At 69.6% G+C, this 13,504-nt stretch carries 11 protein-coding genes; 4 read left to right on the top strand and 7 right to left on the bottom strand.

Going from position 1 to position 13,504, the window contains the following annotated elements; translation table 11 throughout:
• The first annotated feature begins 584 nt into the window (after nt 1-584).
• Entirely contained in the window at nt 585-797 is a 213-nt protein-coding gene (locus WT97_RS02035) for a hypothetical protein (RefSeq protein WP_006477514.1), read from the top strand.
• A gap of 273 nt (nt 798-1,070) precedes the next feature.
• The gene (locus tag WT97_RS02030) at nt 1,071-2,093 is read left to right on the top strand and encodes a serine/threonine protein kinase (RefSeq protein WP_082751305.1); all 1,023 of its coding nucleotides are present in this window, start codon (nt 1,071-1,073) and stop codon (nt 2,091-2,093) included.
• A 79-nt stretch (nt 2,094-2,172) separates the two neighbouring features.
• Here the strand turns inward: WT97_RS02030 and WT97_RS02025 are convergent, their stop codons facing one another.
• Entirely contained in the window at nt 2,173-3,615 is a 1,443-nt protein-coding gene (locus tag WT97_RS02025; RefSeq protein WP_060352720.1) for a coniferyl aldehyde dehydrogenase, read from the bottom strand.
• Between the two features lie 725 nt (nt 3,616-4,340).
• Between WT97_RS02025 and WT97_RS02015 the strand changes: the two genes are divergently transcribed.
• The gene (locus tag WT97_RS02015) at nt 4,341-5,981 is read left to right on the top strand and encodes a GMC family oxidoreductase (protein WP_059500598.1); all 1,641 of its coding nucleotides are present in this window, start codon (nt 4,341-4,343) and stop codon (nt 5,979-5,981) included.
• A gap of 27 nt (nt 5,982-6,008) precedes the next feature.
• Here the strand turns inward: WT97_RS02015 and WT97_RS02010 are convergent, their stop codons facing one another.
• The 6 genes from WT97_RS02010 to fliF are packed head-to-tail and all read right to left on the bottom strand — an operon-like array spanning nt 6,009 to nt 12,822.
• Complete coding sequence (locus WT97_RS02010) at nt 6,009-7,370, bottom strand: flagellar hook-length control protein FliK (protein WP_060352718.1); 1,362 nt, start codon at nt 7,368-7,370, stop codon at nt 6,009-6,011.
• 31 nt (nt 7,371-7,401) lie between these two features.
• Nucleotides 7,402-7,860 carry a flagellar export protein FliJ gene (gene fliJ, locus WT97_RS02005; RefSeq protein ID WP_059500600.1) on the bottom strand — a complete coding sequence of 153 codons (459 nt, stop codon included), beginning with the start codon at nt 7,858-7,860 and terminating at the stop codon, nt 7,402-7,404.
• Between the two features lie 5 nt (nt 7,861-7,865).
• Nucleotides 7,866-9,365: a flagellar protein export ATPase FliI gene (gene fliI, locus WT97_RS02000; protein ID WP_373557118.1), complete on the bottom strand. Its 1,500-nt coding sequence runs from the start codon at nt 9,363-9,365 to the stop codon at nt 7,866-7,868.
• Nucleotides 9,366-9,397: 32 nt separating this feature from the next.
• Nucleotides 9,398-10,081, bottom strand: a complete 684-nt coding sequence (fliH, locus tag WT97_RS01995) for a flagellar assembly protein FliH (protein WP_059500602.1) — start codon at nt 10,079-10,081, stop codon at nt 9,398-9,400.
• Nucleotides 10,074-11,069 (bottom strand): flagellar motor switch protein FliG, encoded by a 996-nt coding sequence (fliG, locus tag WT97_RS01990; RefSeq protein WP_034208648.1) that lies wholly within the window; start codon nt 11,067-11,069, stop codon nt 10,074-10,076. Before fliG ends, fliH begins: the two co-directional genes overlap by 8 nt.
• Nucleotides 11,059-12,822 (bottom strand): flagellar basal-body MS-ring/collar protein FliF, encoded by a 1,764-nt coding sequence (gene fliF, locus WT97_RS01985; protein WP_060352717.1) that lies wholly within the window; start codon nt 12,820-12,822, stop codon nt 11,059-11,061. Before fliF ends, fliG begins: the two co-directional genes overlap by 11 nt.
• 248 nt (nt 12,823-13,070) lie before the next feature.
• Here fliF and fliE point away from each other — a divergent pair, with 248 nt between their 5' ends.
• A complete protein-coding gene (gene fliE, locus WT97_RS01980) occupies nt 13,071-13,415 on the top strand; it encodes a flagellar hook-basal body complex protein FliE (protein WP_060352716.1) in 345 nt (114 codons plus the stop codon).
• Nucleotides 13,416-13,504: the final 89 nt, after the last annotated feature.

The raw sequence follows: 13,504 nt of genomic DNA, 5'->3' as shown, positions 1-13,504 counted from the left end.
CCGGGATTTGGCAAGGGCGGACGTGAGCGGATGCATCGTGTCGGAATGCGAGTGAACGCGAACGAAAGCCTAAGGTACCGCAAGGCAAGCGCCGAACGCAACTCCTGTCGGCGGCTGCATGTTGCCGGCGATATGTTGCGCCGATGCAGGCCGGCGCCGGTGCGCCGGCCGCTGCGCACGCAAGCATTCGACAAACGGTGAAAGGCGATCGACATGCGACGCGCGCGAGGCGATGTCGGCGCCGATCGCAGGGTGTGTGCCGATGGTCCTGCACGGAAGAAGCGAAGCGGTATGCGAGTTGCGTCAATTCCGTGCGCGCGGCGCCGCCGGGCGGTTTCGGTGGGCGGTCACATTCGACAGGGTATGATGGGGGTAACCGGGCAGGCAAGTACGAGCCCGGCGCAGTGGTTGATTGGAGACATTCGACGAATTCGCGGCATTTCGCCTGCTTCTTCTTCTTTTCGCGCTTCGATAAACCGTGAACAATGGGATCACGCGCAACGCTCCGTCGAGAGCGGCGCGGATCGTGCATTTGCCGGCTCGCCAGCGGGCCGGGTTTCAAGATTCAAGAGTGGGGAACCATCATGCATATCGGGTCGATCGTCTGCACTACCCATATCGCGGTGCCGAAAGGCGCGCGCGGCATCGTCCAGCGCATCCTGGGCGACATGGCCATGGTGACCTGGTACGCGGGCGTGCCGGGTGAGTCGAAAGAACTCAACACCGAGCCGTTCTTTCTCGAGGATCTGATCGACACAGGCGAATCCGTCCTGCCGGCCGGCGCGGCGCTTCACTAGGGCCTGTTCGCGCTAGCAACGGGCTCGCGAACGCACCTTTCAGCCCGTCCCCCAAGGGGACTTCCTTCGGGCGCGTGCAAGAAGAGAGGAGGTGCAATAGCCGTAGCTATTGCAACGACGAACGACGCCGCCCTGCGGGCGGAAAGGCGCGTTCCCCCGTTTGGAGAAATTCATCCATGGGGGCCAGCGCAAGTCCGTTGTTAGCGTGAACAGGCCCTGGCGCATCGCACCGAACGCTCGTCTTTCGGCCCGGGTGGCGGCACAATGCGGGGCATGACAGACGCCACTTCCGCTCCCGCTTCTCCCGCCAGCCCGCCGTTCGCCGGTCTCACGCCCGAATGCGTGCTCGACGCGCTCGACAGCGTGCTGATGCCGGCCGGCCTGCGCACCGACGGGCGTCTGCTCGCCCTCAACAGCTACGAAAACCGCGTCTACCAGGTCGGTATCGAAGACGGCCCGCCGGTCGTCGCGAAGTTCTATCGCCCGGCGCGCTGGTCGGACGACGCGATTCTCGAAGAACATGCGTTCGTCGCCGAACTCGCCGCGCGCGAGATTCCGGCGGTGCCCGCGCGATCGTTCGACGGCCATACGCTGCACGCGTTCGACGGTTTCCGCTTCTCGATCTTCGAGCGGCGCGGCGGCCGCGCACCCGATCTCGACCGCAGCGACACGCTCGAATGGCTCGGCCGCTTCATCGGCCGCATTCATGCGGTCGGCGCGACGCAGCCGTATGTCGCGCGTCCCGTGCTGGACATCGATACGTTCGGCTACGAGCCGCGCGACTATCTGCTCGCGCACGATTTCATTCCGGATGACGTAAGACCGGCGTACGCGAGCGCGGTCGCGCTCGCGCTCGAAGGCGTCGAGGCCGCGTTCGAGCGCGCCGGAGAGATCCGCCTGCTGCGCACGCACGGCGACTGTCATCCGAGCAACGTGCTGTGGACCGATGCCGGCCCGCATTTCGTCGACTTCGACGACAGCCGGATGGCGCCGGCCGTGCAGGATCTGTGGCTGCTGCTGCCGGGCGATCGCGAAGGCGCGTCGCGCGCGCTGGCGGACCTGCTCGCCGGCTACGAGGATTTCTGCGAATTCGAGCCGCGCGAGCTGCATCTGGTCGAAGCGCTGCGCACGCTGCGGCTGATCCACTATGCGGCGTGGCTCGCGCGGCGCTGGGACGACCCCGCGTTTCCGGCTGCCTTCCCGTGGTTCAACACGCATCGTTACTGGGAAGCACGCGTGCTCGAATTGCGCGAGCAAATCGGCGCGATGCAGGAGGGGCCGCTCTGGCCGGTGTGACGGCTGCGTGCGCGGCATGGATGCCGCGCGTCGGGCCCGCAACGGCCGCGACGCGATGCGTGCGTGCGGCCCGGCCGGCTCAGAATTTCAGCATCAGCTTGATCAGTGCGGCGAAGCGTTTGCCGTACGGCGGCGCGAGCAGGTTGCGTGCGTTCAGCCGCGCCTGCGTGAGCACCGGCTTCATCTTCGAGAACGTCACGAAGCCGTCGTAGCCGTGATACGCGCCCATGCCGCTCGCACCGACGCCGCCGAACGGCAGGCTGCCGCACGCGATGTGCATCAGCGTTTCGTTGATCGATACGCCGCCCGAGACCGTTTCGCGCATCACGCGGTCGATCGTGCCGCGATCCTCGTCGAACAGGTACAGCGCGAGCGGACGAGGGCGCGCATTGACGTACGCGATCGCCTCGTCGAGCCGCTCGTACGGCACGAGCGGCAGCAGCGGCCCGAAGATCTCTTCCTGCATCAGCGACGACGCGGCCGGCACCTGCGTGACCGCGCACGGTACGAAGCGGCGCGACGCGGGATCGGACTGCGCGTCGGACAGCGGATGCAATTGCGCGCCGGCTGCCTGCGCGTCGCTCGCGAGTTGCTGCAGGCGTGCGTAGTGACGCGGCGACACGATCGTCGTGTAGTCGCCGTTGGCCGCCAGGTCCGGATACAGCTTCGCGAAGCGGGTCCGCGCGCGTTCGATGAACGCGCCTTCCATCCCGCGCGGCAGCAGCACGTAGTCGGGCGCGATGCAGGTCTGGCCGGCGTTCAGCGTCTTGCCGGCGACGATCGCGTCGACGGCCGCGTCGAAGCGCGCATTCGGGCCGACGATCGCCGGCGACTTGCCGCCGAGCTCGAGCGTGACGGGCGTCAGGTTGTCGGCGGCCGCGCGCATCACGTGGCGGCCGACGTGCGTCGAGCCGGTGAACAGCAGATGGTCGAACGGCAGCGCGCTGAATGCGGCGCCGACCTCCGCGTCGCCGTTCACGACCGCGACGTGGTCGCGCGCGAAGGTCTTGCCGATGAGCTGCTCGAACAGCGCCGACGTGCGCGGCGTCAGTTCGGACATCTTGACGATCGCGCGGTTGCCGGCGGCGAGCGCGCAGATCAGCGGGCCCGCCGCGAGCAGCACCGGGTAGTTCCACGGCACGACGATGCCGACCACGCCGAGCGGTTGCGGTATCACCTTCGCGCCCGCCGGGCGCAGCCACTTGTTCATCGGCTTGCGGATCGGCTTCATCCAGCGCTTGCCGTGCTTCAACGCGTCGTCGATCTCTTCCTTCGCCATCCAGATTTCCGACAGCAGCACTTCCTGTTTCGCGCGATGGCCGAAATCGGCGCTGATCGCGTCGGCGAGCGCATCCGCGTGGTCGATCAGCATCGTGCGCAGCGCGCGCAGGTGCTGCGCACGCGTGTCCCATGCCGGGTACGGTGCGCGCAGGTACGCCGCGCGCTGGTCGTGCAGCAGCGACGTCAGCGCATCGACCGACGGCAGTGCTTGCGGGGCCAGTTCGGGCAGGTCGTTCTTCATGTCGTCTCCTCCAGTTGGGCCTGGCCGATCGGCCGGCCGTCACGCCGCACGCGCACGCTCGGCGAGCGCGGCGACGCGGATCGGGTGATGCGTATCGCGCGGCACGGGGCCGGATGCGACGGGTGCTCGAAAACCGGTTGCGGTACGCGGCGGGCGTCGTATCCGCGCGACGGTGCGCGCGCCCGAAAATCGTGCCGCACGGCCCGCGCGCGCGACCCGATACGGTGACGAGCGGGCACGCGATGCCGTCTTGCGATCGTCTGCCGGTGCACCGCAGCAGGGCAATGCGACGCGTATGCGATTGCGGGCCGCCGTGCATCGTGCGGCGGCGCCGACACACCGTCCAAACGGTCGACGACGACACGCGCCGTTCGATTTCGACCGACCGCACGCATGACGCCGTGCATCGTCGCGCGGGCCGTCGTTTGAAATGAAATGCGGGCCGCGCGCGCGACCTCGGGATCACCCGGTCGACACGCGGCCTGCAGAATCGGGCGCTGCATCGTCGTTCCTCCCGTTTCGCGACGAATCGGCTTCTCGTGGCCGGTGCATCGCGCGAAGCGTATCGGTACATCTTAAATTTAGTTCACGCGGGCGTTTAGAGGAATCGCTCTTGAATCCGCGCGCCGCGCACGCGACGGCCATTCCTACAATGCCCGAACACAAGAGGAGACGCGGTCGCGCGGCGGTGCCGGGCGCCTTCCATGACACGACGGAGACGTGACATGCAATACGACTACATCATCGTCGGCGGCGGTTCGGGCGGCTCGAGCCTCGCCGGCCGTCTCGCCGATGCCTGCCCCGATGCGACGATCGCGCTGATCGAGGCCGGCTCGCATACGGAGCGCAACCTGCTCGTCAACATGCCGGTCGGCATCGCGGCGCTGGTGCCGTTCAAGCTGGGCACCAACTACGGCTACGAGACGGTGCCGCAGCCGGGCCTCGGCGGGCGGCGCGGCTATCAGCCGCGCGGGCGCGGGATGGGCGGCTCAAGCGCGATCAACGCGATGATCTACACGCGCGGCCACCCGGGCGACTACGACGAGTGGGCGCAGCTCGGCGCGACGGGCTGGGGCTGGCAGGACGTGCTGCCGTATTTCCGCCGCGCGGAAGGCAACGAGCGCGGCGCCGACGCGTGGCACGGCGCGGACGGCCCGCTGTCGGTGTCGGATCTGCGCTTTCGCAATCCGTTCTCCGAACGATTCATCCAGGCCGCGCACGCAGCCGGCTATCCGCTGAACGACGACTTCAACGGCGCGAAGCAGGAAGGCGTCGGCTTCTATCAGGTCACGCATCGCGACGGCTCGCGCTGCAGCGTGGCGCGCGCGTACATCTACGGCCGCAACCGGCCGAACCTGCACGTGATCACCGATGCGACGGCGCTGCGCGTCGGGTTCGACGGCAAGCGCGCGGTCGGCGTCGTCGTGTCGCGCAACGGGCGGATCGAGACGCTCGGCGCGCGCGCGGAAGTGATCCTGTCGGCCGGTGCGTTCAATTCGCCGCAACTGCTGATGTGTTCGGGGATCGGCCCGGCGGAGCAATTGCGCCGGCACGGGATCGCGGTCGTGCAGGATGCGCCGGACGTCGGCACGAACCTGATCGATCACATCGACTTCATCATCAACACGCGCGTGAATTCGTCGGAGCTGGTCGGCGTGTGCCTGCGCGGCATCGCGAAGATGACGCCGGCGCTCGCTCGCTATTTCTCGAGCCGCACGGGGATGATGACGAGCAACGTCGCGGAGGCCGGCGGCTTCATCAAGAGCGATCCGTCGCTCGAGCGTCCCGACCTGCAACTGCATTTCTGCACGGCGCTCGTCGACGATCACAACCGCAAGATGCACTGGGGTTTCGGCTATTCGCTGCACGTGTGCGCATTGCGGCCGTTCAGCCGCGGCACGGTCGCGCTCGCGAGCGGCGACGCGCGCGACGCGCCGCTGATCGATCCGCGCTTCTTCAGCGATTCGCGCGATCTCGACCTGCTGGTGCGCGGCGCGCAGGCGATGCGGCGCATCCTGTCGCAGGCGCCGCTCGCGTCGCAGGGCGGGCGCGAGTTGTACACGCGGCCGGACCAGAGCGAAGCGGAGCTGCGCGCGACGATCGTCGCGCATGCGGACACGATCTATCACCCGGTCGGCACCTGCCGGATGGGCGCCGATGCGCGCGCGGTCGTCGATCCGCAACTGCGCGTGCGCGGCGTCGACGCGCTGCGCGTGGTGGATGCGTCGGTGATGCCGACGCTGATCGGCGGGAACACGAATGCGCCGTCGGTGATGATCGGCGAGCGCGCGGCCGACTTCATCGTCGCGGCGCGTCGGGGCGGCGTGCCGCGCGGCGAGGCGGCGGCCGCGGTGCACGGCCGCTAGATGCGGCGCGCACGGCGGCGGTCATGCTCAGGCAAACGTATCCACGAGGCCGGCGCGGCTCGCGCGTGCGGCGACCGGTGCGGATGGCGCGGCGTCGGCGGGTGCATCGACGGCTGACGGTCCGCCGTTCCCGCGTCGCGACGACTGGCCGCCGGCGAAGGCCTGCTGCGGGTTGGGCTGCTGTTGCGAGGCGAGGCCGCCGTCGCTGACGGTCGCGCTGCCGAGCCCGAGCCCGCCCGCTTCCATCGCCTCGCGCAGCTTCGGCAGCGCGGCTTCGACCGCATCGCGCACCTGGGCGTGCTGCGACACGAACAGCGCGTGCGCGTGATTGTCCGCGACGCGCAGCACGACCTGCAGCGGCCCGAGATCGGGCGGGTTGAGCGTCAGCTCGGCGCTCTGCTGGTGCGCATTCGACAGGAACACCACTTTCTGGCTCAGCGCATCCGTCCAGTCGGCCGTGCCGACGTGCGGTGCGAGCACGTGCGCGTTGGCGGCGGCGATCGCGCCGGCGGCCGGCGACAGTTGCAGGTTCGCCTGCGCGGCGGCGGCGGCCGTTGCGCCGGCCGCGAGCGTCGCGCTGGCGGCCGGGTCCGTCGCGTTGCCGGCCGCCGCGAGCGCGTGCTGGGTGCCGGATTGCGCATTCGCGTCGGCCTGCAGCGTTTGCGGCGTGACCTGAGCCGGCGTCGGCTGGGAGGCGAGCGCGCCTTTCGCGTCGGCGAGCGTGCGGTCGAAGGTCGGCACTTTCGGCGTCAGCGGCGCGGCTGCGTTCGACGCGGTCGCTGCCGGCGCCGTCGGCGCGGTGGAGGCGGCCGAGCCGGTCGCCGGCATCGCGATCGCGCCCGCGCCACCCGTCAGCCTGGCGAGCGTCGCTTGCAGCGCGTCGCGGCTCGATGCCGGGTCGCTCGGCTCGGTGGCCGCGTCCTGGGTTGCGTGGCTGGCGAGCATCGCCGTGGCGTCCGGCTGGCCGGACATGGCCGTCTTTTGCGTCGTGGCAGCGGCGGCAGCGGCGCTCGCCGCGTCGGCCGGCGTCGCAGGGTCCGGGCGTGCCTGCAGTTGCGCCTGTACGGCGGCGGCGGCCGCGAGTGCTGCGGCATCGGGGTTGGCGGCGGCGTTCGCGGTCGTATCGTCGGTCGCGTCGTCGTCGTTCGTGCCGGACGGCTTCGCGCCGGCGGCCGGCTTAGACGAAACCTGTTGGGTCGACACGTCCGGTGTACCGGCGTTGGCCGTATCGCCGCGCGTGGCGACGCTTTGCTTCAGCGTCTGCGCGAACGGCACGGCGCTCGCGGTGGCCGACGCATCGCTGGCGGCGGATGCACCCGAGCCGCGGGCGGCCTTGAGTGCGGCGCCGGCTGTGTCGAGCAGCGCACCGAGCAGGGGCAGGGGAGGCATGGCGGTTCTCTCGTTCGAATGCGGTGGTCGGTTACGACGAACGGGCCGCGTCGGCCCGCATGCGCAGGATCTTCGCGGCGTGTTCGTCGGCGTCGCGCTGTTCGCGCCGGGCGTCGCGCTGCGCTGCCTGCGCGATGCCGCGCGCCTGCAGGATTTCATACGAGCCGACGGTACGTTTCTTCTGCTGCCAGTTCGGGCGCGCCTCGTCGATGCGGACTTCGGCCGCGGCGAGCACGGTGCGTTGCTGCGCGATCGCAGCATCGAGCGTGTCGATGAACGCCTGGAAATTGCGCCAGTTGCCGGCCGGCATCCCGCTCTGCGCCGATTGCGCGAAGCGCGCGTGATATTCGTCGCGATAGCGCAGCAGCGCGTCGAGCTGTTCGGCCGCTGCGGTGCGATCGCGCTGCGCGGTGCCGAGCTGCTTCGCGGCCGAATCGAGGTCTTCCTGCGCGCGCTCGAGCAGCAACTGAAGGGGAAAGCCGTGGGCCATCGGGATCAGCCTCCGTAAGCGTCGAACAGCGCATCGAGCGCGCTGAGGCTCGATGCGAACGGCGCACATTCGCGAAAGCCCTGCTGCAGGAATGCCTCGATGCGCGGGTAGAGCGCGATCGCGCGGTCTAGTTGCGCGTCGCGGCCGGGTGCGTAGGCGCCGACGGCGATCAGGTCGCGATTGCGCTGGTAGCGCGACAGCATCTGCTTGAACTGCCGCACGTGGTCGAGATGCGTTTCGTCGATCAGTGCGGTCATCGCGCGGCTGATCGATGCCTCGATATCGATCGCGGGATAGTGGCCGGCCTCGGCGAGCGCACGCGACAGCACGATGTGGCCGTCGAGGATCGCGCGCGCCGAATCCGCGATCGGGTCCTGCTGGTCGTCGCCTTCGGTCAGCACCGTGTAGAACGCGGTGATCGAGCCGCCGCCTTCGGGCCCGTTGCCGGTGCGCTCGACGAGCGCGGGCAGCTTCGCGAACACCGACGGCGGATAGCCTTTCGTCGCGGGCGGCTCGCCGATCGCCAGCGCGATCTCGCGCTGCGCCATCGCGTAGCGCGTGAGCGAATCCATCAGCAGCAGCACGTGCTTGCCCTGATCGCGGAAATACTCGGCGAGCGACGTCGCGTACGCGGCGCCCTGCATTCGCAGAAGCGGCGACACGTCGGCCGGGGCCGCGACGACGACCGAGCGCGCGAGCCCGTCCTCGCCGAGGATCTGTTCGATGAATTCCTTTACTTCGCGGCCGCGTTCGCCGATCAGGCCGATCACGATCACTTCCGCGCTCGTGTAGCGCGCCATCGTGCCGAGCAGCACCGACTTGCCGACGCCGGAGCCCGCGAACAGACCCATCCGCTGGCCGCGGCCGACGGTGAGCAGCGCGTTGATCGCGCGCACGCCGACGTCGAGCACGTGATGGATCGGCTCGCGATCGAGCGGGTTGATCGACGGCGCCGACAGCGGCGCGTCGACCTTCGACGCGAGCGGGCCGAGGCCGTCGAGCGGGCGGCCCGACGCGTCGACGACGCGCCCGAGCATCTCCCAGCCGACCGGCAGCCGCTTCGCACCCGCGAGGGGATCGGTGACGGGCGCGCTTTCGCGCGGCCACACGCGTGCGCCGGGCAGGACGCCGGCGACGTCGGTGGTCGGCATCAGGAACAGGCGGTCGCCGGCGAAACCGACGACTTCGGCTTCCGCGTGCGACAGCGTGCTGCCGGGCGGCAGTTCGATCGTGCATTCGGCGCCGACCGACAGGCGCAGCCCGATCGCCTCGAGCACGAGGCCGGCCGCGCGCGTGAGGCGTCCGCATGGCCGCAGCGGCAACGCGTGGTGGCTGCGCGCGGCGAGCCCGTTCAGGTGCGTGCGCCAGTGTGCGAGATGCGGATTGTGCGGCGCGCGCGGGGCGGCGGCCGAGGCCGCTGGATGCGGCGCGGTGTCGTGGGCGGGATCGTGCGCGGCCGCCGGCCCGAACGACGCGAGCGCGAGCTCGCGTTCGAGCGGCGTCATGCCGTCGTGCGCGAGCGCGTCGGGCAAGCGCGTCACCACGTGCTCACCTTGCCGATCGCGGCGGCGACGCGCTGCCAGCGGGTGGGCAGCGTTGCGTCGACCTCGCCGGTCGCGGCGTGCGCGCGGCAGCCGCCGCGCTCGATCGACGCGTCGGTGCGCACGTTCCAGCCGAGCGTGTCGAGCTCGTCCTGCAGATACGCTTCGACGACGGGCAGGTCGGCCGGATTCACCGCGAGATGTGGCGCGCCGGACAGCGCGGGCTCGGCCGCGAGCACGTCGCGCACGGCGGCGACCAGCGCGGCCGGGTCGTGCTTCACGTGCTGGCGCACGACCTGCTGCGCGATGTCGAGCGCGAGTTGCGCGAGCTCGGACGCGAGATCGTGTTCGACCGCCGATACGGCTTCGCGGAACGACGCGGCGAGCGCCGCGAGCTGCGCGGCCTGTTCGCGGGCATCGGCCTGGCCGGCCTCGAAGCCCTGTTCGCGGCCCTGCTCGAAACCGGCCTGGTAGCCGAGCGCCTGGCCTTCGACGTGGCCGGCCGCATGGCCTTCGGCGTGCGCGGCGTCGCGCACGCGCTGCAGTTCCTCGGCGAGCGCGGCGGCGGCCGCCGCCGCATCGTCGGGCGGCGGCGGGGGCGGCGGCGGGTCGAACGACGCCATCTCCCACCGCTGGTACGCGGTGAGGGTGCCCACGCGATCGCTCGCCGAATCAGACATACGCGTCTTCCGCCTTGCCGCCGATCGCGATCTGGCCGCTCTCGGCGAGGTTGCGCACGATCTGCAGGATGCGGCGCTGCTGCGTCTCGACTTCGGACACGCGCACCGGGCCGCGCGCGTCGAGATCCTCGGCGAGCAATTCGGCCGCGCGCTGCGACATGTTCGCCAGGAACTTCTGGCGCAGCGCCGGCGGCGCACCCTTGAGCGCGACGATCAGCGTTTCCGACTCGACTTCCTTCAGCACCATCTGGATCGCGCGGTCCTCGAGGTCGAGCAGGTTCTCGAACACGAACATCTGGTCGATGATCTTCTGCGCGAGATCGGCGTCGTACTGGCGCACGCTTTCGAGCACGCCTTCCTCGTGCACGCTCGTCATGAAGTTCAGGATCTCGGCCGCCGTGCGGATGCCGCCCATCGGGCTGCGCTTCAGGTTGTCGCTGCCGGACAGCAGGCCCGTGAGCACGTCGTCGAGCTCGCGCAGCGCGGCCGGCTGGATGCCGTCGAGCGTCGCGATCCGCAGCAGCACGTCGTTACGCAGCCGTTCGGTGAAGCACGACGCGATTTCCGAGGCCTGGTCGCGGTCGAGGTGCACGAGGATCGTCGCGATGATCTGCGGGTGCTCGTTCTTGATCAGTTCGGCCACCGCGCCCGAATCCATCCATTTGAGGCCTTCGATGCCGCTCGTGTCGCTGCCCTGCAGGATGCGGTCGATCAGCACGCCGGCCTTGTCCTCGCCGAGCGCCTTCGTCAGCACCGAGCGGATGTACTCGCTCGAATCGAGCGACAGCGCGGTGTGCTGCTCGGCTTCCTTCACGAACTCCTGCAGCACGTCCTCGACCTGCTCGCGCGTGACGTTCTTCAGCGCGGCCATCGCGGCGCCGATCTTCTGGACCTCGCGCGGCGCGAGGAACTTGAATACCTGCGCGGCCTCTTCCTCGCCGATCGACATCAGCAGCAGCGCGCTCTTGGTCAAGCCTTCAGCGTTCATCGGACACCCAGTTCTTCACGACGGTGGCGACGATCTTCGGATCCTGGCGGGCGATCGTGCGCGCGTAGTCGAGGTTGCGTTCGTAGCGGTTCTTCTCGTTTTCGAAACCGAGCAGCAGCGGATCGGCTTCCTCCGCCGCCTTTTCCGGCGCGGGCAGGCCGTCGAGCGCGACCGCTTCGTCCGGCGCCGCGAGCACCGGCGCGGGCGGCTCGGGCGGCGGGAACGCGCGGCGCATCGCCGGGCGCACGAACATGAAGTAGAGCGCCGCCGCGGCCGCCGCGATGCCGAGCCACTTCGCGGCTTCCTTCGCCATCGCGATCATGTCGGGCTGGCGCCACCACGGCAGGTCGGCGTACGGGTCGCTCGCGGTCGAGAACGCGCTGTTCACGACGTTTACCGAGTCGCCGCGCTTCGCGTCGTAGCCCATCGCGTCCTTCACGAGCTGTTCGACCTGCGCGAGCTTCGCGGGCGGCAGCGGCTGCATCGTCACGTGGCCCTTCGCGTCGGCGACCGGCTGGTAGTTGACGACGACCGCGACCGACAGCCGCTTCACGCTGCCCATCGGCTGTTCGGTATGGCGGATCGTCTTGTCGAGCTCGTAGTTGGTCGTCTGGTCCTTGCGGTCGCTGACGGGCGTCGTCTGCGGCGCGTTCTGGCCGTTGCCGGCGACGATCGGCGCGGAAGCCGGCTGCGGCGGCGTGTTCGACAGCGCGCCCGGTACGCCCGACGCGCCGCCTTGCGCGAGTTCGGTCGCGCTGCTGGTCTGCTGGCTGCGGATCGCGGCCTGCTGCGGCGTGCCGTTCGGGCCGTAGCTTTCCGACGTCTGCTCGATCTTCGAGAAATCGAGATCCGCGCTGACCTGCGAGCGCGCGTTGCCGGCGCCGAAGATCGGCGCGAGGATCGCGTCGATGCGCTTCTGCGTGTTGTGTTCGACCTGCTGCACGTACTTGAGCTGGCTCGCGTCGAGGCCGGAAGCGGACGCGGTCTGGGTCAGCAGGTTGCCGTCCTGATCGACGATCGTCACGTTCTTCGCCGGCATGTCGGGCACGCCGGACGACACCATCCGCGTGATCGCCTGCACCTGGCCCTCGTCGAGCACGCGGCCCGGGTAGAGGTCGACGAACACCGACGCGCTCGGCGCTTCCTTGTCGCGCACGAACACCGACGGCTTCGGGATCGCGAGATGCACGCGGGCGCCGCGCACGGCGTTGATCGATTCGATGGTGCGCTGCAGCTCGCCTTCGAGCGCGCGCTGGTAGTTGATCTGCTCGGCGAACTGGCTGATGCCGAATTTCTGGTTGTCCATCAGCTCGAAGCCGACCGAGCCGCCCTTCGGCAGCCCCATCGCGGCGAGCTTCAGCCGCGTTTCGTGCACCTGGTTCGACGGCACGAGGATCGCGCCGCCGGCATCGGCGAACTTGTACGGAACGTTTGCCTGCTGGAGCGCGGCAATGATCGCGCCGCCGTCGCGGTCGGACAGGTTGCTGTACAGCACGCGGTAGTCGGGCGCCCGGCTCCACAGCACGAGCGCGGTGATCGCGGCGATCGCGAACGCGACGGCGATCACGAACGGCAGCTTCGGGTTGCCCTTCATTCGCGAGATGCCGGGAATGCGTTCGGCGAAGCCGCCCAGCCCGAAGTCCGCGCCTGCGCCGCCCGCGCCCGGCAACGCGGCGGCCGCGGCGGCGCCGGGCGCCGGGCTGAGGCCCGCGCGGGCGTCTGGGTTGATCAGCGAGTTGGCCTGCGAATCCATGCGTCGAGTTTCTCCGGAGCGGGGCGACTGAGCTCGCTCGGGCGAGCGGGCGGACAATGACACGATGCGATTATCGTGACCCGAGGCGTACTCCGATCGACCGAAAAGAGCGGGGTTTCCCCCGTACTTTCTCGGCTTTGACGCGTGCCGCGCTGCTATCCTTTTTCGCGATCCGGCATGGTGCGCGTGGTGCGGCGCCGGCGGATCGCCCGGTGCGTCCGGGTCTCTTCTCTATGTCTGGGGACAGCATGACTGCGAACATCAGCGGAATCGGTTCGGTGTTGCAACAGATGCAGTCGATGGCCGCGCAGGCGTCCGGCGGCGTCGCGAGCCCGACGGCGGCGCTGGCCGGCTCGGGCGCGGCGACGGCCGGCACGTTCGCGAGCGCGATGAAGGCGTCGCTCGACAAGATCAGCGGCGACCAGCAGCGCGCGCTCGGCGAGGCGAAGGCGTTCGAGGTCGGCGCGCCGAACATCTCGCTGAACGACGTGATGGTCGACATGCAGAAGGCCAATATCGGCTTCCAGTTCGGGCTCCAGGTCCGCAACAAGCTAGTGAGCGCTTACAACGACATCATGCAGATGTCGGTGTGAGGCGACGGGCATCCGGGGGCGGCTATCCGACGACGAGCATCCCGGGACGGTTCTGTGCTTGCTGAATGGGGCCGGCGGGCCGGCATCGC

It is taken from the genome of Burkholderia sp. MSMB1459WGS, from assembly GCF_001534535.1.
In the GTDB taxonomy this organism is placed as follows: domain Bacteria; phylum Pseudomonadota; class Gammaproteobacteria; order Burkholderiales; family Burkholderiaceae; genus Burkholderia.
The sequence above is the reverse complement of the archived record's forward strand: the minus strand, read 5'-3'. Positions and strand labels throughout refer to the sequence as shown.